The sequence below is a fragment of the Microbacterium sp. genome (genome assembly GCF_031179285.1).
Taxonomy (GTDB): Bacteria; Actinomycetota; Actinomycetes; order Actinomycetales; family Microbacteriaceae; genus Microbacterium.
Window position 1 is genome coordinate 85,258 of the sequence record NZ_JAPSHY010000006.1, and the last position, 21,766, is coordinate 107,023.

Consider the following 21,766-nt stretch of genomic DNA (forward strand, 5'->3'; position numbering starts at 1 on the left):
CAACGGCCCGCAGCACAACCGTCTCATCCTAACCGTGCGCGGGACGTATCCCGTGGGGAGTTCTCCCCATCGGGCGCCGACACCTCGGATCGGGCGACGTCAGGCCCGCCAGCATCCGGCGATGTGGTCGTCGACCATGCCTGTGGACTGCATCAGGGCGTACATCGTGGTGGGGCCGACGAAGCGGAAGCCGCGGCGGCGCAGCTCTTTGCTCATCGCGGTGGATTCGGGGGTGACTGCGGGCACGTCAGACATGGCTGCCGGTCGCGAACCTGCCGGCGTCGGCGCGAACGACCACATCAGCGCGTCGAGCTCGCCCTCGGCCATCTCGCGGACGAGCCGGGCATTGCCGATGGTCGCCTCGATCTTCGAGCGGTTGCGGATGATGCCGGCGTCGGCCATGAGCCTGTGGATGTCATTCTCGTCGAACGCGCCGACCACCGCGGGGTCGAACGCCGCGAACACCTCGCGGAAGCGCGGCCGCTTACGGAGGATGGTGATCCACGAGAGTCCGGCCTGGAATCCCTCGAGCGACATCTTCTCGAACAGGGCTCGATCACCGTGAAGCGGCGTGCCCCACTCCTCGTCGTGGTACCGGCGGTACTCGGTGTCGTCACCGACCCAGGCGCAGCGAAGGCGACCGTCGGGGCCGGCGATCAGGGAGGGCATGCCCTGAGGTTATCGCCCGCCACCGACGTCACTCGCCGATCGTGGCCGCGTCGATCACGAAGCGATAGCGGACGTCCGAGGCCAGCACCCGTTCGTAAGCGGCGTTGATCTCGGATGCCGGGATCACCTCGATCTCTGCGACGATGCCGTGCTCGGCGCAGAAGTCGAGCATCTCCTGCGTCTCGCCGATGCCGCCGATGTTGGAGCCGGCGAGCGACCGGCGACCGCCGATCAGCGACATGACCTGGACGGGGAGAGGCTCACCGGGTGCGCCGACGCACACCATGGTTCCGCCCACGTCGAGCAGGCCGAGGTAGGAACGCATGTCGATCACGGCGCTCACGGTGTTGAGGATCACGTCGAACGAGCGGCCCAACGCCCGGAAGGTGTCGGGATCGCTCGTGGCGCGGTAGTCGTCGGCGCCGAGTCGCAGCCCGTCGTCCTTCTTGCTCAGCGTCTGGGACAGCACGGTGACCTCGGCGCCGAGCGCATGCGCGATCTGCACGCCCATGTGGCCGAGCCCGCCGAGTCCGACGACGGCGACGCGGGTGCCAGGGCCGACGTTCCAGCGTCGCAGCGGCGAATAGGCGGTGATGCCGGCGCACAGCAGCGGGGCGGCCGCATCGAGCGGGAGGGAGTCGGGGATACGCACGACGAACGACTCGGTCACGACGACCTGTTCGGAGTAGCCGCCCTGCGTGACGGTCCCGTCGCGATCGGTGCTGCCGTACGTGAACACCGCCCCGCGGGCACAGAACTGTTCCTCGCCCTGCAGACAGCTGCGGCACTCACCGCAGGAGTTCACGAGGCATCCGACGCCGACCCGGTCGCCGATCGCATGCTTCGTGACATCGGCGCCGACGGCCGCGACGGTGCCCGTGATCTCGTGACCGGGGGCGAGCGGGTAGCTCTGCGGGCCCCAGTCGCCGCGCACGGTGTGGATGTCGGAGTGGCAGATACCGGCGAAGGCGATGTCGATGAGCACGTCGAGTGAACCGAGTTCACGGCGCTCGATCATGGTCTTCTCGAGAGGTGCGGCTTCACTCGGCGCGGCGTAGGCGGCGACACTGGTCATTCAGGCTCCTCGGTTGCGGGTCCTGCCGAGACTACCCCGCTGGACGTGGGCACCGGTTGACGGTTGCAATCGAGCGGATGCTTCGTAGGCTCGGACGATGAGCACCAGCAGCGAACGCATCGACGACTACCTCGCCCGCTATGCCGCCACGCTGACCGATCTCGACGCAGAGGCCGGATCGGCGCTGTGGTCCGTTCCGGGCATGATCGCAGACGATCGCGCCTCCCTCGTCGTGGAGTCCCGCGAGGCCATGGCCGAAGGCGTCAAGCAGTCCTATCCGCTCTATCAGCAGCTCGGCCTCGCATCCGTCGAGCATGAACTGCTCGAGATCGAGGAACTGTCGGATCGGCTGGTGCTGGTCCGGGTGCGGTGGCTCTTCCTCGACGATCGAGCAGACCTGCTCACCGACACCTTCAGCTACTACCTCCTCCGCGAGGAGGAGGATGACCTTCGCGCCGTCGTCTGCGTCGAGACGGATGCCGCCGAGAAGCTGCAGGCGCTCGCCGATGAGCGAGGCGTCGAACTCCCGCCCTCGTCCTGAGGCGCCGGTCAGCGGTCCTTCAGGTCGCCGAGCGGCTCGCGCTTGACCTTCTTCTCACGCACCGGAGCCGCGCCCGATGCCTCGAGCTCGGCGTAATACGCACGCGCCTCGTCCTGGCGCGCCTGCTCGGCACCCGAGGCGATCGGAGCGCGGACGTGCTCCGGCTCGTAGCCGAACGCGTTCACGAGGTCGAGCGCATACGGGCGCAGCCTCGCGCACAGGCGGTCGATGTAGCTCGAGACCGCTGCCGCGCGCTGCGTGGAGAGCCGACCATTGATGAGGTGCCACGCGAGGTGCTTCTCGATGAGCTGCAGGCCGAAGAGGTCGCGGAGCCACGTGAGGACCTTCTTGGTATCCGCATCCTGGATGCTGTGCACGGCGTCGGTGAACGCCTCCCACTGCAAAAGCTCGCCGTGAGCACGCGCCGCCTCGATGAGCTGCGCCTGGTTCTCGTTGAACAGCCGCGCACCGAGCTCCTTGTCCTTCGCCCCTGCGCGAAGGCGACCGGCGATGTCCGCCACCATCTGCTGCACGCGCCCGGCGATCAGATCATGCTGCTGCTCCTCGCGAAGGCCCCGCTCCACCGAGCGAGACACCTGGCCGAAGTCGGAGACCGCCTGACCGAGCTGTCGGAGCCCGGCGCCGTGGAAGACCTTGCCCGCGGTCATGCCGACCGCGAACTTCGCCAGCGCCGCGGCATCCTTGCCCTTGAACTGCTTGGCATAGTCGGTGAGAAGTCGCTTGCCGACGAGCTGCAGCAGCACGTTGTTGTCGCCCTCGAAGGTGACGTAGATGTCGAGGTCCTGGCGCAGGCCCACCAGCCTGTTCTCGAACATGAACCCGGCACCACCGCACGCCTCACGTGCTTCCTGCAGGGTGTCGAGGGCATGCCAGGTCGAGAGGGGTTTCAGCGCCGCGGCAAGGGTCTCGAGGTCCTCGCGGTCCTCCGGGGTGTCGATGCGGCCCGAGAACACGCCGTCGAACTTCTGCAGGAACTCATCGTGCGCGAAGATCTGCGCGTAGGTCGTCGCCAGACGCGGGAGCAGACGGCGCTGGTGCTTGCCGTAATCGAGCAGCACGACCTCCTCACCGTTCGCTCCTTCGAACTGACGGCGCTGGCTGGCGTACGTGATCGCGATGTGCAGACCCAGAGCGGATGCCCAGGATGCCGCACCGTCGAGCGAGACCCGCCCCTGCACGAGGGTGCCGAGCATCGTGAAGAACCGACGGCCGGGGCTGTCGATCGGGCTGGAGTACGTTCCGTCGGAAGCGACGTCGCCGTAGCGGTTGAGCAGGTTTGTGCGGGGGATGCGGACGTTGTCGAAGCTGAGGCGACCGTTGTCGATGCCGTTGAGCCCGCCCTTGAGACCGTCATCCTCGCGAGTGATGCCGGGCAGGTCCTCGCCGTCTTCGCCGCGAAGCGGCACGTAGAAGCAGTGCACGCCATGGCTCACCCCGCCGGTGATCAGCTGCGCGAACACGGTCGCGGCGATCCCATGGAGGGCGGCGTTGCCGAGGTACTCCTTCGTCGCCCCGCGGAACGGGGTGTGGATGACGAACTCCTCGGTCTCGGGGTCATAGGTCGCGGTCGTCCCGGCCGACGCCACATCGGAGCCGTGCCCGATCTCGGTCATGGCGAACGCACCGGGGATCGACAGGTCCATGACGCCGGGAAGCCACTTGTCGTGGTGCTCCTCGGTTCCCAGCTGCAGGATCGCCGAGCCGAAGAGGCCCCACTGCACGCCGGACTTGATCTGCAGGCTGGGGTCGGCGACCACGAGCTCCTCGAAGCCGGAGATGTTGGCACCGTTGTTCTCCTCGCCCCCGAAACGCTTCGGGAAGGCGCGGTGCACGCCCTTGTTGTCGACGAGGAGGTGCAGCTGGCTGATCACACGCTCTCGGTGCGCTTCCATGCCGAGCTCGTCCTTGCGCCAGAAGGCCGGGTCCTTGATCATCTCCCTCGCCTGACGGCGGGTATCGGCCCAGGTGCCGAGCAGAAGCTCGTTGACCTCGTCGACGTCGACCTGCGGGGCAGTCTCCGCGGCGGCAAGCTCGGTGGGAGTCGTCTCGGTGGAAGTCGTCGAAGGACGGACGGCGGCGTCGACCATGGGGTTCCTCTCGAAGAGAAGTAAGGATGCTTCCATGGTAGGTCTGCCACAAGTTGCACAGAACTCTGCTGTGCGGTCCCTCCAAGCGCGCGGTGGCCGGACGGCCGGGCCGATTGTCGTGTGGCGACAGAGCGGCTCGTTGCGGCCCGTCCCGGCCAGAGATGGAAAGTGCAGGTTCCCGGGCGCGGGAACCTGCACTTTCCACCTGTCAGCCGACGCGTTCGGCGACCGGCTCCGCGTGCTCACGCGCCGCAGGTGACGGCGGAGGCGATGATGTCGACGGCGGGCCGGCGGCGGCATCCCGCCATCGCCTGGCCACGCCCGCGCTCAGCCGCGCCCAGGTGCGGTCACGGATGAAGATCGAGTCGATCGCGATCATCGTGAGCGAGAACCAGGGAAGCCCCATCAGCACGGCGATGCCGATGTGGAAGGAGAGGATGCCGATGAGACCCAGGAGACGGGTCGGGCGCGTGAGCAGCATGAGCGGGAAGGCGACCTGCAGGATGATCGACCCCCAGCTGAAGGCCACCACCATCGGTCCCCACGCCGTCACCAGGTCGCTGAGCACCGGCCATGTGCCGAAGCGGGCCGTCTGCAGCGGGTTGTAGACCGCGTAGCCCTCGGCCCACGGGTCGCCCCCTGCCTTGAACAGTGCGCCGGAGGCATACACGAAGCAGACCTGCGCGGTGAGAGCGACGAGCGCGAGGTTGTGCAAAACCGTGCCGATCAACGCGGGCTGACTGTCGGGGGCGAACCACTCGCCCTTCTTCGCCCGCCGCCGCGCGTCGATCGACCACCGCGCCGCGGGGTCAGCGAAGAACAGCAGCAGCAGGGCGATGCGGAACATGTTGTCGCCCTGATCGCCGACCATGTCATTCGCCTCGATGAATCCGATCCACATGCAGAAGAAGACCGGAAGCACGATACGGAAGCGCCAGCCGATGGTGAACAGCACCGCCAGTACCGCCAGCAGCAGGTACATCACCGTGTAGAGGACGTCATTGCCCATCACGGCGTGGAAGGCGCTGAACACCCAGATCTTCGGGAAGTCGCTCACGGGCTCGGCGAGCTCTCCGTTCCACGCCGAGCCGGAGCCGAATGTGTACAGCCTCGTCGAGAAGTTCGATGCCAGCAGACCCAGCGCGGTGACGCCGAACAGGATGCGGGTGACGGCGAGACCGTAGAGCGCCTTCTTGCCGCCGTAGAGCCAGCTTTCGATGAAGCCCGAGATCTGTTCGATGGCAGAGATCACCATCGCCCAGAAGCCGGCGATCATGGCACCCGCGAACGTGAGCACCCGTGTGCTCATGGGCGGCTGAGGCGACGATGCCCTCTCGCCCGTCGAGTCCTTGCCGTTCTTCGTGGCAGAAGGAGCCGCAGTGGGCGTCACGTCCGGCCGCGCGTCGCGTTTGACCTTGGTGCCGCTCATCGCTGTGACCTCTCGAACTGGCTGCGGAACACGTCGCCGAAGGCGTCCCGGCTCTGTCCCTCTTCCTCCAGTGGCGCACGCCAGCCGGTGGTCGAGAACGTCGGGTCAGGCCGCTGCGCGTTGGGCTTGTTCCGGTCGGCGTACGGCACGACGTTCTGGCGGCTGACGCGGTACTGCACCTTCACCACACCGTCACCCCAGATGGCGTAGGCGACCTGCGTGGCATAGGCGGTGGCCATGTGCTCCTCGCGCATGTATGCCGCGGTGGAGGGCCCCTCGCCCTCGAGCTTGTCGAAGGAGCGGACCATCCACTCCTCCCAGTCGTCCTTGTCGAAGTCGAGGGCGATGACGGCCTTCTGCTCCTCGTTGAGCTTGTTGTACGCGTTCATCTGACCGCTGGCGACCTCGCTGGACTGGATGCCGGCGCGGGGCGGGAACAGGTTGTAGCGGATCATCGAGAGCTCGACATCGGTGGCACTCACCCAGCCGGTCTCGACTTCCTCGCCGTCTTCCTTCACGATCGCGCGGACGTTGAAGTGATAGTCGCCGTTGATCGGCTCGGGAGCGAAGACGCTCCAGGACTGGCCGAACATCGGGAGCATGTATCCGGCGAGCACTTGCTGCGTCGGAATCTCGCGCAGCGCCGAGTAGGGAGCGATCCACAGGAACGACGCGAAGACGTGCCACAGGGTGAGCAGGCACGCCGCGAACGCGATGAGCCTCACCCACCACGTGGGTCGAGGTCGGGTCTTGGCACCCGCGATGGCGTCAGTCATTCATTGTCTCCTCGGAGTCCCCAGACTGCCGAGAGGTCGGGGTCGCCCTGTGGACGACCCCGACCCCCGGTTTATTGCGATGTGTTCGTTACTCGGCGGTGATGGCCTCACGGCGCTTGGCGAGAGCGAAGACGCTCACACCTGCACCGAGCAGCAGCAGCATACCGGCTGCGATCAGCAGACCCAGCGGCACATCGCCACCGGTCGACGGGAGGTTCCCGCCGCCGCTGGCCGAGCCGCTTGCACTCGCCGAGGCGGAGGTGCTGGCCGACGCCGTTGCCGTCGCCGTCGTGGTGGTCGTCGCCGTTGCTACCGCAGCCGCTGCGGGGTCAGCCGCTGCGTCCGCATCCACGTCCGCCGCAGCCGCCGCCGAAGCGTCAGCCGAGGAGGAGGCGATGGCCGCTGCGTCCGACGCCGCCGAGGCGTTGGCGTTGGCCGCCGACGTCGCAGCCGCGTTGGTGTCATTCGAGGCGTCCGCCTGTGCGGCAGCCTGTGCCGCAACTGCTGCCGCCGCGTTGACGTCGGCGTCAGCCGTCGCCGAAGCGGTCGTCGATGCATCCTCGTTCGCCGCAGCCGAAGCTGCCGCGGTGGCGTCGACATCTGCCGCAGCCGTCGCACTGGAGGTCGCGTCATCGTCAGACAGCGCCGCCGCGACCGCAGCCGCAACCGCTGCCGGGTCGGCGTCGACATCCGCGTCAGCCGAAGCCGAGGCCGAAGCCGCCGCGTTGGCGTTGACGTTGGCCGTGGCTTCTGCCGCAGCCTCCGCGTCGGCGTCTGCCGCAGCGGTGGCCGAGGCGTTGGCCGAGGAGGCGGCGGTGGCCGCAGCCTCCGACGCGGTCGAGGCGTTGGCGTTGGCTGCGGCCGTTGCCGCGGCATTCACGTCCGACGTGGCGTCGGCGTCTGCCAGTGCTGCTGCCTGCGCTGCAGCCGCAGCGCTCGAGGTCGCCGTGGCCGAGGCCGTGGTCGATGCATCAGCGTCCGCTGTCGCCAGCGCTGCAGACTGGGAAGCCGCAACCGCAGCCGGGTCGGCGTCGACATCAGCATCCGCCGAAGCCGCAGTCGAGGCCTGCGTGGTGGCGTCGGCGTTCGCCGCTGCGACCGCGGCCGCGACCGCAGCCGGGTCAGCGTCGACGTCAGCATCAGCCGAAGCAGATGCCGAGGCCGCCGCGTTCACGTTCGCCGCAGCTTCGACGGAGGCGTCCGTCGATGAGTCGGCGATCGCTGCAGCTTCTGCCGCGCTCGATGCGTTGGCGTTGGTCGCAGCACTGGCGTCTGCAGCCGTCGTCGACGAGGCGTCGGCGAGAGCCGCCGCCTGAGCCGCGACTGCAGCGTTGGCGTTGGCTGCCGAGGTGGCGTCGGCCGTTGCTGCCGTGGAGGCGTCAGCGGTCGCTGCCGCAGCCGCGGCTGCCACTGCGTCAGCGTCTGCCGCCGCCGTGGCGTCGGTCTCGGCCTCGGCCAGAGCAGCCGCCTGAGCTGCTGCCTGTGCCGACGCGTTGCTGGCGTTGTCCGCGTTCGCGGAGGCTGCGGCGGATGCCGAAGCGTTCGCGTTGTCCGGGATCACGACCTCAGCCTCGGCGAAGACCGAGGAGGAGGAGAGGTCGATGTTGACGGCACCCAGGGAGGGCAGCAGCTCCAGGCTGACCGCGCTGACCGTGAAGCCGCGGTCGAGGTGACCGGCGGTCGGGTCGGTGTTGCCGGTCTGGCCGACAGCGGGCTGCTCGTTGATCGTGATCTCCACGACCTCGTTCAGCGCACCGAGCACCGGGTCAAGGCTTGCGAGCACCGGGTCGGTGATCGCGTCGACCGCCGTCGGAAGACCCGAGGTGATGCCGGTGAGGAGCGTCGCAACGACAGGTGTGAGCGTGTTCGTCAGTGCGGTGAGAATCGGCGTCGTGATGACACCGAGAATCGTTCCTGCGGGGATGCCCAGGACAGAACCCTCGACCGTCACCGTTGGAGCACCAGGCAGTGTGCCGGCGAGCTGACCGAGCGTGGAGTTGACCGTGATGTCGAAGTCTGCTGCGGAACCGAGCAGCAGATCAAGGTTGCCGGCGAGAGTAATCGTGACACCCAGGTTGTTGACGAGGTCGGTCACCACGGTCACCACGCGCGTCGACAGTGATGCCAGCGCCTCGGCGACAGCGTCGGAGATCGCGTCGATCGCCGCCTCGTCGAGGAGGAGCGTGTTCGGGGCGAGGCCGTTCAGGCTGCCGCCGTCGACGATCTGCTCGAGGTCGATCGTGACGACCCCGGTTCCCAGGTCGATCGAGACGAGCTCGTTCGCGTCGGTAAGCGGCGTGGCGAGCAGCGTCGTCGTGGCCGCCTCGATCGCTGCGGGCAGGCCTTCGATGGAGGCCGTTCCGCCACCCACTGTGATTGCCGCGACCGTGGGAATACCGAGGTCAAGGTCAACCGCGCCCACGATGGAGTCGATCACCCCACCGGGGCCGACCGCAGTGTTGAGCGTCGTGCCGACACCGGCAAGCAGGGTGGCGAGGTCGCCCGAGATGTCTTCCACCAGCGGGCTGGAGAGGTTGAACTCCGCACCGGCGAGGACGTACTCCGACGAGGTGACGCCGTTGACGACGGAAGCGGTCGAGGCGGAAGCGCCGATCTCGAGGGCGAGACCGTCGACGACCTCGTCGGTGACACCGGTGAGGCCGAGCTGATCGAGCAGCTGGATCAGGTTCACCGTGGCGGGGCCGTACTCACCCGGGTCCTCCCCCGGGTCGATGGCGATGGTTCCGTCGTCCGTGACCGCGCCGGCGCTCGCGAACGAGCTGGTGGCGGTCGGCGACGACGCGAATGAGTGAAGGGTTCCGACCTCGCCGACGTCGAGCAGGCCGGCTCCGCCGGCTTCGGAGATGAGCGGAAGCGTGAGTCCGCCACCGAGGTCGACGCTCAGAGCGCCGAGAGCTTCAAGGTTCAGCGGATCGCTGTTGGGCCCCACGTCGCTCGGGTTTCCCGATGCGGTGCTCGCCGCGTCGAGCAGTGCGGCGCCGAGCAGCTCTGACGAGAGGATCTCTCCGAGAGCCTCCGAGTCGTCTGTCGGCGCAGCGTTCGCGGCTGTCGCGATGCCGCCGGCAGCGACCACGGCGGCGACTGTCGCGCCCGCGATCCCTGCTACTAGTGCTCTGCGCTTGCGCAGAGTGTTCCCCTTGATGGTTTTCATTCGCCTCTCCCGGTGATGCGGAACGTCGTTCGCGTCACAAGGCCCTCCCCAGGCGTCGACAGGTGCCGACAGAGCTCATGCCTTGCAAGTATTTCGGCGGGCGGATGTGGGTGTCCAGCAATTTCACAGGATGGACATGCTATATACCAGCATATCAGGTGCAGCTCGGAGCGCGAGCCCTTGAGAACGTCCTTCCCGCGGCTGACTGGAATCAGGCGGCGGCGATCACGGCGAGGATCGCCTCACCATACGCTTCGCGCTTCTTCGCGCCGATGCCGCTGATCCCGCCGAGACCCGACAGCGTGCGGGGTCGCTGCTCGGCGAGCGCACGCAGCGTGGCGTCGCCGAAGACGATGTACGCGGGCACCCCCTGCTCGCGCGCCGTCTCAGCACGCCAGGCGCGGAGCGCCTCGAAGAGCGAGCGGTCGCCGGCATCCACCGAATCGGCGGCCGACGACTTGCGAGCCCGCGTCGCGGTGGCGCGACCGATGGTGTCCTTCCGCAACGGCACCGGCATCTCGCCGCGCAGCACCGCGGCCGCCTGCTCGCCGGGAGCGAGGGTTCCGTAATCGCCCTGGGCGATGAGGATGCCGCGGGCCAGTAGCTGCCTGACGACGCTGCGCCAATCCTGATCGGACAGCTCAGCTCCGATGCCATAGGTCGCAATGCGATCGTGGCCCTGCTGCCGCATCCGCTCGGTCGACGCTCCGCGCAGGATGTCGATGAGGTGACCGGCGCCGAAGGACTGTCCTCGCTCGCGCTGCAATCGAACGATCGTCGACAGGAGCTTCTGCGCGGGTATCAGCCCGTCGAAGGTCTCCGGCGACTCCAGGCAGGTGTCGCAGTTGCCGCAGGGCTGCGACTCCTGTCCGAAGTACCCGAGCAGGTTCTGCCGCCGGCACTCGACCGTCTCGCACAGCGCGAGCATCGCGTCGAGGTGCTGCCCCATCCGCATCTTGAAGGTGCGGTCACCGGGGCTCTGGTCGATCATGCGCCGCTGCTGGACGACATCGCCGAGTCCGTACGCCATCCAGGCGACCGACGGCTCGCCGTCTCGCCCGGCGCGTCCGGTCTCCTGGTAGTACCCCTCGACGGATTTCGGGAGGTCGACGTGGGCGACGAAACGGACATCCGGCTTGTCGATGCCCATCCCGAACGCGATCGTGGCGACCATGACGACGCCGTCCTCGCGAAGAAAGCGCGACTGGTTGGCGGCGCGCACCTCGGCGGGGAGGCCGGCGTGATACGGGAGCGCATCGAGGCCCTGCGCTGCGAGATAGGTCGCCGTCTGCTCGACCGACTTGCGGCTGAGGGCGTAGACGATGCCTGCCGCCCCCTCGTCCTGCGAGCGGATGAACGACACCAGTTGCTTCCGCGGATCGACCTTGGGCACGATCCGGTACTGGATGTTGGGTCGGTCGAAGCTCGCCACGAAGTGCTTCGCCGCGGGCAGTCGCAGTCGCTCGGTGAGCTCCTGGTGGGTCGCGCGCGTCGCCGTCGCCGTCAGCGCCATTCGCGGGACACCCGGGAATCGCTCGGCGAGGTCGCCGAGTGCGAGATAGTCGGGCCGGAAGTCGTGGCCCCACTGCGACACGCAGTGGGCCTCGTCGATCGCGATGACGCTGAGCGTTCCGCGTTGCAGCAGCGCCGTGGTCTGCGCACTCGACAGCCGCTCGGGGGCGACATAGATGAGGTCGAGCTCACCGGCGAGATAGGCCCGCTCCACACGCGCGCGCTCCTGCGGCGCCTGCGTGGAGTTGAGGTACGCCGCGCGCACGCCGTTGGCCGTGAGCGCGTCGACCTGGTCGTGCATGAGAGCGATCAGCGGGCTGATGACGAGCCCGGTGCCCTCTCGCACGAGGGCCGGCACCTGGTAGGTGACGCTCTTGCCGCCGCCCGTGGGCATGAGCACGACCGCGTCGCCGCCGCCGATGACGTGCTCGACGATCGCCGCCTGGTCGCCGCGGAACTCGTCGTAGCCGAAGACGGTGCGAAGGGCGTCGAGCGCGGTCGCATGCTGCGAGGGCGTGGCCCGCTTCCCGACAGGCGCCGTGACGGAGGGGGTCACGGGAGTCACGGGTCCAGGGCCCCAGTCGAGCGGCGGCTCGTAGCCGGCACCCTGCGGCTCCCAGTCCATCTCCTCGGGCGGGGCGGCATCCCACGGCTCGTCGGGGTACGGCAGATCCTCGTACGGATCACGGGGAGTCTGCGGCATCCCTCCAGCGTAACGATCGCCACCGACCCCGGCGCGCTGTCCACAACCGCCGCGCGATCATCCGGCCACGGCGACTGCGAGACCGACGATCATGCCGGCGCCCATGAGGATCAGGAATCCTCCCGCGATCTTCGTGACCCACGGCACGATGCGCGTGGCGGCTGTCACCGCGCGACGCGAACCGAGGGCGACGGCGATGAAGAGGTCCCACACGAGCACGATCGAGAACATCCATATCCCATACGCCACGAGCTCGGCCGGGCCCGACTCGGAGACGACGGTCGCGAGGCTGACGTAGAAGAGGGCGTTCTTCGGGTTGAGCAACCCGGAAAGCAGGCCGAGCCCGAAGTTCTCCAGCCAGGTCGAGCGCCCCGTCGATGCTGCGTCACCGACGTCGATGTCCACCCTGGCGCGGAGGAACATCACGCCGACATAGGCCAGGAACACTCCGCCGGCTGCCTGGATCACGCCCAGCACGAGGGGATTCGAGATCAGCGAAACGCCCGAGAATGCGGCCCCGATGAAGAGGCCGTTCGCCGCCGCGATGCCGACGCACGCCCCGCTCGCGATGCGCCACCCGAATGACATCGCGGCGCGCACGATGAGGAAGAAGTCCACACCGGGGATCAACAGGGCGAGGAAGTGCGCCGCTGCCACAGCGATGAACTGTTCCATGCTCACTCCAGCCGCTTCGACGAACGTCGTCAAGCGTGGCGGAGCGCGGCGGATGCGTCTTGAACGAAATTGCGCTCAGCCGCGGTAGGCGCCCGGAGACGCTGCGACGTGAGCGCGGAACACCCGATGGAAATGACTCTGATCGGCGAAGCCGAGCGCGTGAGCGGTCTCGGCCTGCGAACGGCCTTCTCGCAGCATGTCGCGTGCCGCGACGACCCGGTGGTTCTGGCGCCAGGCCAGCGGCGCCATCCCGGTCGCCTGCTTCATCGCCCGGATCAGCTGGAACCTGTCCATCCCGGCGAGCGCGGCCAGTTCGCCCAGAGGCGGGTTGGTCTCGTCGTCGCGCAGACGCTCCAGCACCGGCTCGAGCGTCGAGAGCAGTTCGCCCTCACCAGCGGGAGCCATACGTCGGTCGGGAGCGTGCCGGTCACAGTCGCCCAGGGCCCCGCGGAATTCCGCCTCGATGCGTTCGGCGCTGACCCCCACGCCGTCGAAAAGCAGATCGTTGAGCTCGGAGAACCGCCGATGCACCGACCGCTGCCGGAACACCGTGATGCCGTCGAGCAGATCGCTCGCGGACGACGCGAGGAGCCCCGCGATCCAGTCCTGGTCGGCTTGGATCATCTGATAGCGCCACCGGCCGCGATCCGGGTTGCACGCGTGGACGTGCCCGGCCGGAATGAGCACGACATCTCCGGCCGCGAGCCGCACCGACGACTCCCCCGCTCCGGTGAACACGGTCGTGCCGGAATCGACGAGACCGATCGAGAAGCGCTCGTGGGTGTGGAGGCGATAGCACGCGATCTCCTGGCACGAGCGCCGCGACTCAAGCCGAGGGATCACGCCGCTGTGTGTGAACTCGCTCATCCTCCGCCTCCTTCGCACGCGACCGATCCGCGCCGACCGTCCCGGGGCAAGACTACGCTCGACGGTATGACCGACGTCACCGTCATCCGCAACGATGAGCAGTCCCGCTACGAGGTCCGAACCGACGGCGCGCTCGCAGGTTTCGCCGCGTTCGACCGGCGCCACGGTGCGATCCGTTTCACGCACACCGAGATCGATCCCGCGTTCCAGGGGCAAGGACTCGCGGGTCGGCTGGCCGCCGACGCACTGGCGGATGCCGCGGCATCCGGCGAGGACATCGTTCCCCTATGTCCCTACATCGCGAAATATCTCCAGACCCACGAGGTCGAAGGTGCGCAGATCCGCTGGCCGCGCACCACCAGCGCGTCCGCAGAGAACTGAGGAGCATCGGGTGGCGGAGCAGGCGATCGGGCCGCGGCGGATCATCCTCGAGCCCCGAGAAGTACCCCTCGGCGGCGTCCGCGGCATGAGCGTGCTGCGCTCGCTGCCGCATCGCAATCTGCCGACCATCGGCGCCTGGTGCTTTCTCGACCGGTTCGGACCGGATGAGACGCGGATGCGCGTCGAACCTCATCCGCACATCGGTCTGCAGACCGTGACGTGGCCGCTCCTCGGCGAGATCCGGCATCGGGACTCCCTCGGCAGCGATGCAGACCTTCGGCGCGGTCAGCTCAACCTGACGACGGCAGGCAACGGCATCTCCCACTCGGAGTACTCGATCGGTGAGAATCCGGTGCCGCTGGATGCGCTGCAGTTCTGGGTCGTGCTGCCCGAATCGGCAAGGCACGGAGCGGGCGGCTTCGAGCAGCACACCGACCTCCCCTCCCTTGCGCTGACGGCTGCGGAGGGGCAGGATGCCGCGGCCACCGTCGTGCTCGGCGAGTTCGCCGGGGTGCATTCGCCGGCCACCGTCCACACACCCATCGTCGGAGCGGAGATCCGCCTCGCCCCCGGCTCACGGTTGACTCTGCCGCTGCAGACAGGTTGGGAGCACGCCGTGATGCTCGTCGACGGTGACGCCGAGGTCGCCGAGCATCGCATGTCGCTGAACGAGCTGCTGTACGTCGGAGACTCGCGCGAGGGTGTCGAGGTCTCCTCCGCCGACGGCGCGCTGCTGTTCCTCCTCGGGGGCGAGCCCTTCGGGGAGGACCTCGTGATGTGGTGGAACTTCGCCGGCCGTACGCACGACGAGATCGCCGCCGCCCGCGACGACTGGGAAGCGGCATCCGCGCGCTTCGGGATCGTCCCTGGGCACGACGAGCGCATTCCCGCTCCGCCGCTTCCGCCGGTGCGGCTGATGCCACGGACCCGCAAGCTCTGAGGGTCACGCAGAGGCGCCCGGACTCCTCGGAGTCCGGGCGCCGCTGTCGTCTGCGCCTACTCGGTCGCCACCGTCACGACGGTGCGCACCGCGGAGTCGGCGTACTGCACGACGCCGAGGTAGCGGTCGCCTGCGGTGAGCCCGGTCCAGCTGAGCTCGTAGCTCGTCTTCTCACCGCGCGTCGCGTCGATCGGGTTCGGGGTCGCCGTGAACGCGCCCTCGCCGCCGGGGAGGACGTTGGCGTAGGTCATGTCCCACGTCATCGGGCCGCTGGTGGCGTACATGTTCGCCACCACCAGGTAGGTGCCCGCGACCGGAGCATCGATCGTCACCTGCTCGTCGGCCGAGCCGGTCGCCGACTGCCATACCTGGTAGTAGCGCAGGTCGTCGGGCGACACCACCCGATACACGGTGAGGTCGAGATCGCTGCCCTCATCGTCGGACGAGTCGAGGTCGAACCGCGAGAGCGTGGTGCCTTCCGGCACGGTCACGATCCACGACACGTCCTTGTTCTCGTCGCCCGAGTTCTCATCGCCCGAGTGGCCCTCGACCGGGTTGGCCGGATCGGTGAGCAGCTCGAACGGCGTCAGACCCGACAGGTTGAGCGGCAGGTCGCCGTCCACTCCGGGCGTGATCTCGACGACGGTCGAGCCGTCGACACCGGTGCCCTCGACCTCGGCCGGAGCATCGGCCGTCACCGGGAACACCGCGATCGGCGAGCGCACCGTGTTCTTCTCGCTCGTCCAGGTGAGCGAACCGGTCGCCCACTGCTCGGCCGGGGCGCTCTGGTTGTCGAAGGTGACCGTGAAGGTCGCGGTCTCCCCCGCTGCGCCGAACGTGAGCATCGACGGTTCGATGGTCACATCGACACCCGCCACCTCGGCGGACGCGGTGAACGTGCCCGCCTCGGTCGCCGTCACCGTCCGCGTCACCGACTGGGCGCTCGCCAGCGAGCCGATCGAGATCGACGCGAGGTTGAGGTCGCTCCCGTCGATGGGCTCGATGCCGTTGAACTCGGCGAGACCCTTGCCCTCGATGAACGCCGCCCAGTCCGAGACGCCGTTGAGGTACAGCAGTCCCGGCTCGAAGTAGCGCGTCGGGTCGACGTGACCGGCCCCCTGCTCGAACGGGTTCGTGTTCGCCGAACCGTCGGCGAGCACCGTGTCGTACGCGGTCGTCATGAGCGCGGACTTCACCTCGGCGGGCGTCGCGTTCGGTCGCTCGCCGAGATACAGCGCACCGAGTCCCGCCACGTGAGGGGACGCCATCGAGGTGCCGGAGAGGATGCCGAACGTCGGCTCCTCACCCGCTGCGTTGTGCTCTGCCGCGAGAATGGCGACACCGGGAGCGGCGACATCGGGCTTCATGACGTCGCTGCCGTCGGCGAGCATCGGACCGCGGCTGGAGAATCCGGCGATCTGCGGCACCGGCGTGGTCTCGCCGGTGGTGTTCTCGCCGATCAGCGTGATCGGTCGGTCGACGCCGCCCTGCACGTAGGCGAGGACCGCCGCTCGGTGCGCTGCCGCGAGATGTACGGTCGGCACCGCGTGGAAGTCGTTGTCGAGCGAATCCGAACCGCCCGGCACGTTCACGAGCACCACGCCGATGCCGCCGGCATCCTTCACCACCTGCGACTTCTCGGCGCGCGCGTTGTTGCCGCGATCGCAGACCACGATGTGGCCGGCCACCTTCGCGGGGTCGAGCGTCCCCGGCAGGCACAGCTGCGCATCGACCGCCCCGGCGGCAGCGGCGTCACCGGCGTAGATCGACGGCCCTTCGACGGTCTCACCGAAGGGGACGCTCACCGAGGCACCTGCCTCTTCGAAACCGTCGAACCGGACGGTTCCCTCCCAGGTGGGGATGGTGGATGCCGCCACCGTCGTGTACCAGGGCGACGCGTGGTCGGCTGTCGCGGAGTCGGGTCCGTCGTTGCCTGCGCTCACGGCGACGAACACGCCGGCGGCCGCGGCGTTGAGGAACGCGATGTCCTCGGGCGCGAGGACGGTGGTGGCGGCGCCGCCGCCGATCGAGTAGTTGATCACGTCGACGCCGTCGGCGACGGCCTGATCGATCGCAGCGACCAGGTCGCTCAACGCGCAGATGTCATCGGTGGTGACCGTCACATCGGGGCCGACGTAGCACGCCTTGTAGGCCGAGACCTTGGCGCCCGGCGCGACGCCGGACACGCGACCGAAGTCGACGCCTTCGACCGATGCCTCGACGCCGAAGTTGCCGACGGCGGTGCTCGCGGTGTGCGAGCCGTGTCCGTCGCCGTCGCGCGGCGAGAGGTAGTCGTGCTGGAAGTCGAAGCCCGCAGCCTCTGCACCGGCGTAGAAGTACTGACCGCCGATCAGCTTGCTGGAGTAGTCGCTCTTGTCCCAGTCCTGGCCCTCGACCATCGGGGCCTGGAACTGACCGCCGTCGGCCTTGTCGAAGTAGACGTAGGTGCCGTCGGTGTACGGCTGGCTGCCCTTGTGACGGTTCTGCTGCTTCTTCTGCTTCTTGAGCTTCTTGCCGTCGAACGAGGGGTGCTCCGGGGCGATGCCGGTGTCGATGACACCGACGACGACGCCCTCACCCGCCCGGTCGACCCCGCCGGTCTGCTCCCATACACCGCCGCGTCCCTTGCGGTCATCGCCGAGGCCGAGGAAGTCCGTCGACGTCTGCGCGTCCGGGTGGCGGATCTCATCGGGGAAGACGCCGAGCACATCCTTCGAGGCGCGAAGCGCGTCGACCTGCTCACCGGTGAGGTCGGCGCTGAAGCCGTTGAGTGCCACCTGGTAGGTGGTGTCTGGGGTGACGCCGACCTGGTCGGCGAGGCTCTTCTGCTCCTTCTCGAGGTGCTTGACGTAGCGCTGCGAGTCATCGGACTTCGACTCGAGCTGCTCGCCGGGGGCCGGCTTCGTCGCCTCGATGCCTTCGACGTCGCCGGTGTAGCTCGCCAGCGGGTCGGCCTTCATCACGACGATGTAGTGCCCGGGCGTACCCTCGACCGGAACGGGATGTGTCACCTCCCCCGTGGTCGCGTAGCCTGCCGTAGCCGTCGAAGCGATGAACAGCGTGGCCAAGGTGGTGACCGCTGCCATCCGGAGGGGTGTTCGACCCATGTGGATGCTCCTGATTCTCCCGCGCAGCCTCGTTGCCGCACCGTCGACAACCTAATCGCGGTCCCGGATCCACACCAGACGCGGTGCCGATTCCTAGACGAAAGGGAGGGCGGGACTGTTCACTTTCGGCGACAGTAGGCTGAGGAAGTGACCCGCACCTCCACGCTCTCGACCCGTATGCTGCTCGTCTGCGCGGCGATCGGGGTGGCGACCGGCATCCTCGGCGGCGTCGCGGGACTTCTGACGATTCCGGTGCTCGCAGGACCGTTCTTCCTCTACGGTCTCGTGCTCGGATCGCACGTACTTCCGGGCATCATCGCGCAGGAGGTGCTCCGCCAGCCGCTCGTCGCGCTCGTCACGCACGTCGTCGCCGCGCTCATCGCGAGCGCGTTCAATCCGGCGTGGACGCTGCGCTTCATCGGCACCGCTCTGCTGTTCGGCGCCGTGCAGGAGGGCGTGGCCGCCCTCACCCGCTACCGCTCCTGGGGAGCGTGGCGCTTCTTCATCTCGGCGGCGGTGATCGGCGCGTTCGTCGCCGTCGTGGTCTACTTCGTCGCGCACCTGGGAGCGATGGTGCTCTGGACGCAGGTCGTCTACCTCGTGATCTCGGTGCTTGGTCCGATCGCGTGGACGGCGGTGGGCCTCGGCATCGGCTCCGCCCTGCGGCGCGCCGGCGTCGCGCGACGCTGAGTATCGATCGGTGACGGGCGGGCAGTCCCCCACAGTGAGTATGTTCGAAGAATGCGGACCACCATCCTTCGTACGGCGCTGTGGGGCATCTCCGGCGTCGCGGCATTGACCGGGGTGCTCGTCGCCCTCTTCGGCAATCGGGCGATCCCGGGTGCCACCGACCGAACGGACGCCAGCACCAGCAGCGTGCTGCGCTTCTATGCGGTCATCTGGGCAGCACAGGCCGTCACGATCGGGCGGGTGGCTGCGCGCCGTGAGCTCGATCATGACGAGATCGAGCGCATCGGGTGGCTCATGGCCGCCGGAGGCGCCGCCCGAAGTCTCGCGTGGTGGCGATCGGGACGACCGCATCCCCTCTTCCAGGCACTCACGGTGCAGGAACTGGCGATGCCGATCATCGTGCGCCTGCTGCGCTGAGATCGCGTCACCGCGAAGCGAGGCGTCACGCCGGCGTCGCGCGACGCTGACTCGCGTGGCGGATCAGGTAAGGCTCAGCTAAGTTGGTGGGGTATTCGATCCGCCGACCCGGGGTTCCGCCGTGCGCACATCTGTGCCCCTGCTTCGCGTGCGTGACCTCTCGCTCACCCACGCGGATGCTGCGCACCCCTCACCCAGAGGCGTCTCCTTCGACATCGACGCCGGCGAGGTCGTGCTGCTGCTCGGCCCCTCCGGCTGCGGCAAGTCCACGCTGACCCTCGCGCTGAACGGGCTCATCCCCCACGCGCTGCCCGCCACGATGGTCGGCAGCGTCGAGGCCGGTGGGCTGGATACCGCGGTCACGGCCACGGCTGTGCTGAGCACGCGGGTCGGCATGGTGTTCCAGGATCCGGATGCGCAGATCGTGACCGGCACGGTCTACGACGAGGTCGCGTTCGGCCCCGAGAACCTGCTGCTGCCGCTCGACGAGGTACGACGCCGCACGGAGGACGCACTTCGCCGGGTGGGCCTGTGGTCGCGACGAGACGACAACCCCGATCGCCTCTCGGGAGGCGGGCGCCAGCGTCTCGCCATCGCGTGCGCCCTCGCGCTCGGCTCGCCCCTGATCGTGCTCGACGAACCGACGGCGAACCTCGACCCGCAGGGCATCGATGACGTCTATGCCGCGCTCGCCGACGTGATCGCGGCCGGCGACCGGGCCGTGCTGCTCGTCGAGCACAACCTCGACGCCGCCATGCAGTTCGTCACCCGCACGATCGTGCTCGACCGGACGGGTGAGGTGGTCTTCGACGGGCCGGCATCGGACATCATCCGCGAGCACACCGACGAGCTGATCGAGATGGGTGTGTGGCTGCCGGCCGCGACATTGGCGGCCAGGCGACTGCGCGCCGACGGCGTCGACATCGACCCCCTTCCTCTCACGCCGCCGCAACTGCTGGAGGTGCTTGCCGCCCACGAACTGCAGGGGCCAGTCCCAGGGATCACCTCCGACCGATCCGATGCGGCGAGCGCCGACGCGATCCGACCGGACCCGATCGCGGAACCGATCATCCGCGCCCGGCAGCTCTCGGTCCGCCGAGGCCGCACCGAGATTCTCAGCGGGATCGACCTCGACATACACCGCGGCAGCCTCACCGCGATCGTCGGTGCCAACGGTGCCGGCAAGACCACCCTCCTCCAGGCGATTGCGGGGGTCGTCCCCCCGCCCCGGCACCGCGTCGACGTCGACGGCCTCGACGTCGGCGCCGCATCGCCGCGTGACCTCGCCGCGCGCATCGGCTTCGTCTTCCAGAACCCGGAGCACCAGTTCATCGCCCACACCGTCTTCGATGAGCTCGCCCACGGCCTGCGCCTTCGGCATGTGCCCGATGACGAGGTCCTCGAGCGCGTCGACGCGATGCTCCGGCGTTTCGGCCTGGAGGCGAAGTCCGGCATCCACCCGTTCCTCCTCTCGGGCGGCGAGAAGCGACGCCTCTCCGTCGGGACCGCCCTGATCGCCGAGCCGCGGGTGCTGGCCCTGGATGAACCGACGTTCGGGCAGGACAGGGCGAGAGCGTCCGAACTTCTCGATCTGCTCGAGTCGCTGCGTGACGCGGGCACGACGATCGTGCTCGTTACCCACGACCTGCAACTCGTCGCCGATCACACGACGCACACGGTCGTGCTCACCGACGGACGGGTGCACGCCGCAGGGCCAACCGCGGAACTCTTCCGCGACGACGCGTCGTTCACGGGCGCAGGACTCCGGCTGCCGGCTCTTCACCGGATGCTGCCGCCGGCCATGCGCGGAAGGATCCGAGAGGCATGAGCACCACCGTGGTCGATCCCTACGCCGGCACCCCTGTCTCGTCGCGGCGTCAGTTCCTGCACGGGCTGAACCCGCTGTCGAAGGTCGCAGCAGTGGCACCGGCGATGCTGCTGCTCATCTTCGTGCGAGACCTCGCCACCCCGGCGGCGTTCCTCGCGTTCGCCTCCCTCGTGATCCTGGTCGGCGCGCGGCTGAACCGGCGCACCGCTGCGCTGCTGCTGCTCGCACTGCCCCTCGGCGTGCTCGTGATCGGGTTCGGGTTCTCGCTGTGGGTGGATGCCGCCAACGTCGACAGCACGGCCCCCGTCATGCAGCTGGGCGGCTGGACCCTCTACTCCGGAGCCGTCGAGATCGGACTCGCCACGGGGCTGCGCCTCGGCGCGATCCTCGCCCTCGCCCTCATCGGCGGCCTCACCACGACGGGGCCCGACCTCGTGCGTGCGAGCGTGCAGCAGCTTGGGGTGCCGTACCGGATCGGGTACACGGCGCTGGCGGCCTTCCGCTTCCTCCCACGTTTCGGTCATGAGCTCTCCGTCATCCGGGCAGCCCATCGGGTACGCGGCCACCACGGCGGCAGGGGCCCGTTCGCACGCATCGCCCGCGGCTGGGGGTACATCGTGCCGCTGCTCGCGGGCGCGATCCGTCACGCCGAGCGCGTCGCGCTGGCGATGGACTCTCGCGCGTTCGGCGCGCACCCGACCCGCACCGAACGCCATCTCGTGCCCTTCCGTGCACGGGACTGGATCTTCATCGCGCTCTGCCTGGCGGCATCCGCCGCGATCTTCCTCACCCTGACCTCGTAGACGCACCGACCCGAAAACGAACGCATGGCGTACAGCAATCTGCTCACCGGCCGGTGTCAGATCGATCCCTCAC

Annotated in this window: 17 protein-coding genes; 7 read left to right on the forward strand and 10 right to left on the reverse strand. The window is 68.5% G+C overall.

What is annotated here, in order from left to right:
• Positions 1-99: 99 nt before the first annotated feature.
• On the reverse strand, positions 100-669 hold the full coding sequence (locus tag RIN18_RS05655; RefSeq protein ID WP_309102979.1) for a DNA-3-methyladenine glycosylase I: 570 nt from the start codon (positions 667-669) through the stop codon (positions 100-102).
• 28 nt (positions 670-697) lie between these two features.
• Positions 698-1,744 carry an NAD(P)-dependent alcohol dehydrogenase gene (locus tag RIN18_RS05660; RefSeq protein WP_309102980.1) on the reverse strand — a complete coding sequence of 349 codons (1,047 nt, stop codon included), beginning with the start codon at positions 1,742-1,744 and terminating at the stop codon, positions 698-700.
• Positions 1,745-1,841: 97 nt separating this feature from the next.
• Here RIN18_RS05660 and RIN18_RS05665 point away from each other — a divergent pair, with 97 nt between their 5' ends.
• Complete coding sequence (locus RIN18_RS05665; protein ID WP_309102981.1) at positions 1,842-2,285, forward strand: hypothetical protein; 444 nt, start codon at positions 1,842-1,844, stop codon at positions 2,283-2,285.
• A gap of 8 nt (positions 2,286-2,293) precedes the next feature.
• Here RIN18_RS05665 and RIN18_RS05670 read toward each other — a convergent pair whose 3' ends face one another.
• The 7 genes from RIN18_RS05670 to RIN18_RS05700 all read right to left on the reverse strand — a co-directional run bounded on the left by RIN18_RS05670 (position 2,294) and on the right by RIN18_RS05700 (position 13,527).
• Entirely contained in the window at positions 2,294-4,393 is a 2,100-nt protein-coding gene (locus RIN18_RS05670) for an acyl-CoA dehydrogenase (RefSeq protein WP_309102982.1), read from the reverse strand.
• Between the two features lie 208 nt (positions 4,394-4,601).
• Positions 4,602-5,822: an HTTM domain-containing protein gene (locus RIN18_RS05675; protein WP_375163498.1), complete on the reverse strand. Its 1,221-nt coding sequence runs from the start codon at positions 5,820-5,822 to the stop codon at positions 4,602-4,604.
• Entirely contained in the window at positions 5,819-6,598 is a 780-nt protein-coding gene (locus RIN18_RS05680; RefSeq protein ID WP_309102983.1) for a DUF5819 family protein, read from the reverse strand. The genes RIN18_RS05675 and RIN18_RS05680 overlap by 4 nt, the downstream gene beginning before the upstream one ends.
• 88 nt (positions 6,599-6,686) lie before the next feature.
• Entirely contained in the window at positions 6,687-9,770 is a 3,084-nt protein-coding gene (locus RIN18_RS05685; RefSeq protein ID WP_309102984.1) for a choice-of-anchor G family protein, read from the reverse strand.
• 211 nt (positions 9,771-9,981) lie between these two features.
• Positions 9,982-11,985, reverse strand: coding sequence for a DNA helicase RecQ (gene recQ, locus RIN18_RS05690; protein ID WP_309102985.1), 2,004 nt, complete (start codon positions 11,983-11,985; stop codon positions 9,982-9,984).
• Positions 11,986-12,042: 57 nt separating this feature from the next.
• Positions 12,043-12,660, reverse strand: a complete 618-nt coding sequence (locus RIN18_RS05695; protein ID WP_309103037.1) for a LysE family translocator — start codon at positions 12,658-12,660, stop codon at positions 12,043-12,045.
• Between the two features lie 75 nt (positions 12,661-12,735).
• A complete protein-coding gene (locus RIN18_RS05700; RefSeq protein WP_309102986.1) occupies positions 12,736-13,527 on the reverse strand; it encodes an AraC family transcriptional regulator in 792 nt (263 codons plus the stop codon).
• Positions 13,528-13,593: 66 nt separating this feature from the next.
• On the opposite strand from RIN18_RS05700, the gene RIN18_RS05705 reads away from it, so the two are divergent.
• Positions 13,594-13,908, forward strand: a complete 315-nt coding sequence (locus RIN18_RS05705) for a GNAT family N-acetyltransferase (protein ID WP_309102987.1) — start codon at positions 13,594-13,596, stop codon at positions 13,906-13,908.
• Positions 13,909-13,918: 10 nt separating this feature from the next.
• Positions 13,919-14,848, forward strand: a complete 930-nt coding sequence (locus tag RIN18_RS05710) for a pirin family protein (RefSeq protein ID WP_309102988.1) — start codon at positions 13,919-13,921, stop codon at positions 14,846-14,848.
• A gap of 56 nt (positions 14,849-14,904) precedes the next feature.
• Here the strand turns inward: RIN18_RS05710 and RIN18_RS05715 are convergent, their stop codons facing one another.
• Positions 14,905-17,955, reverse strand: a complete 3,051-nt coding sequence (locus RIN18_RS05715) for a S8 family serine peptidase (RefSeq protein WP_309102989.1) — start codon at positions 17,953-17,955, stop codon at positions 14,905-14,907.
• Between the two features lie 147 nt (positions 17,956-18,102).
• Between RIN18_RS05715 and RIN18_RS05720 the strand changes: the two genes are divergently transcribed.
• The 4 genes from RIN18_RS05720 (at position 18,103) to RIN18_RS05735 (ending at position 21,693) form a co-directional block, all read left to right on the forward strand.
• Positions 18,103-18,645 carry an ECF transporter S component gene (locus RIN18_RS05720; protein WP_309102990.1) on the forward strand — a complete coding sequence of 181 codons (543 nt, stop codon included), beginning with the start codon at positions 18,103-18,105 and terminating at the stop codon, positions 18,643-18,645.
• A gap of 51 nt (positions 18,646-18,696) precedes the next feature.
• A complete protein-coding gene (locus RIN18_RS05725) occupies positions 18,697-19,062 on the forward strand; it encodes a DUF4345 family protein (protein ID WP_309102991.1) in 366 nt (121 codons plus the stop codon).
• 121 nt (positions 19,063-19,183) lie between these two features.
• The gene (locus RIN18_RS05730) at positions 19,184-20,890 is read left to right on the forward strand and encodes an energy-coupling factor transporter ATPase (protein ID WP_309102992.1); all 1,707 of its coding nucleotides are present in this window, start codon (positions 19,184-19,186) and stop codon (positions 20,888-20,890) included.
• Positions 20,887-21,693 carry an energy-coupling factor transporter transmembrane component T gene (locus RIN18_RS05735; protein WP_309102993.1) on the forward strand — a complete coding sequence of 269 codons (807 nt, stop codon included), beginning with the start codon at positions 20,887-20,889 and terminating at the stop codon, positions 21,691-21,693. The genes RIN18_RS05730 and RIN18_RS05735 overlap by 4 nt, the downstream gene beginning before the upstream one ends.
• Positions 21,694-21,766 lie beyond the last annotated feature (73 nt).

Bases quoted from the DNA above. Each gene is read 5' to 3' on its own strand.
- RIN18_RS05655 (WP_309102979.1), bottom strand. From the start codon at position 669: ATGCCCTCCCTGATCGCCGGCCCCGACGGTCGCCTTCGCTGCGCCTGG.
- RIN18_RS05660 (WP_309102980.1), bottom strand. From the start codon at position 1,744: ATGACCAGTGTCGCCGCCTACGCCGCGCCGAGTGAAGCCGCACCTCTC.
- RIN18_RS05665 (WP_309102981.1), top strand. From the start codon at position 1,842: ATGAGCACCAGCAGCGAACGCATCGACGACTACCTCGCCCGCTATGCC.
- RIN18_RS05670 (WP_309102982.1), bottom strand. From the start codon at position 4,393: ATGGTCGACGCCGCCGTCCGTCCTTCGACGACTTCCACCGAGACGACT.
- RIN18_RS05675 (WP_375163498.1), bottom strand. From the start codon at position 5,822: ATGAGCGGCACCAAGGTCAAACGCGACGCGCGGCCGGACGTGACGCCC.
- RIN18_RS05680 (WP_309102983.1), bottom strand. From the start codon at position 6,598: ATGACTGACGCCATCGCGGGTGCCAAGACCCGACCTCGACCCACGTGG.
- RIN18_RS05685 (WP_309102984.1), bottom strand. From the start codon at position 9,770: ATGAAAACCATCAAGGGGAACACTCTGCGCAAGCGCAGAGCACTAGTA.
- recQ (WP_309102985.1), bottom strand. From the start codon at position 11,985: ATGCCGCAGACTCCCCGTGATCCGTACGAGGATCTGCCGTACCCCGAC.
- RIN18_RS05695 (WP_309103037.1), bottom strand. From the start codon at position 12,660: ATGGAACAGTTCATCGCTGTGGCAGCGGCGCACTTCCTCGCCCTGTTG.
- RIN18_RS05700 (WP_309102986.1), bottom strand. From the start codon at position 13,527: ATGAGCGAGTTCACACACAGCGGCGTGATCCCTCGGCTTGAGTCGCGG.
- RIN18_RS05705 (WP_309102987.1), top strand. From the start codon at position 13,594: ATGACCGACGTCACCGTCATCCGCAACGATGAGCAGTCCCGCTACGAG.
- RIN18_RS05715 (WP_309102989.1), bottom strand. From the start codon at position 17,955: ATGGGTCGAACACCCCTCCGGATGGCAGCGGTCACCACCTTGGCCACG.
- RIN18_RS05725 (WP_309102991.1), top strand. From the start codon at position 18,697: ATGCGGACCACCATCCTTCGTACGGCGCTGTGGGGCATCTCCGGCGTC.
- RIN18_RS05735 (WP_309102993.1), top strand. From the start codon at position 20,887: ATGAGCACCACCGTGGTCGATCCCTACGCCGGCACCCCTGTCTCGTCG.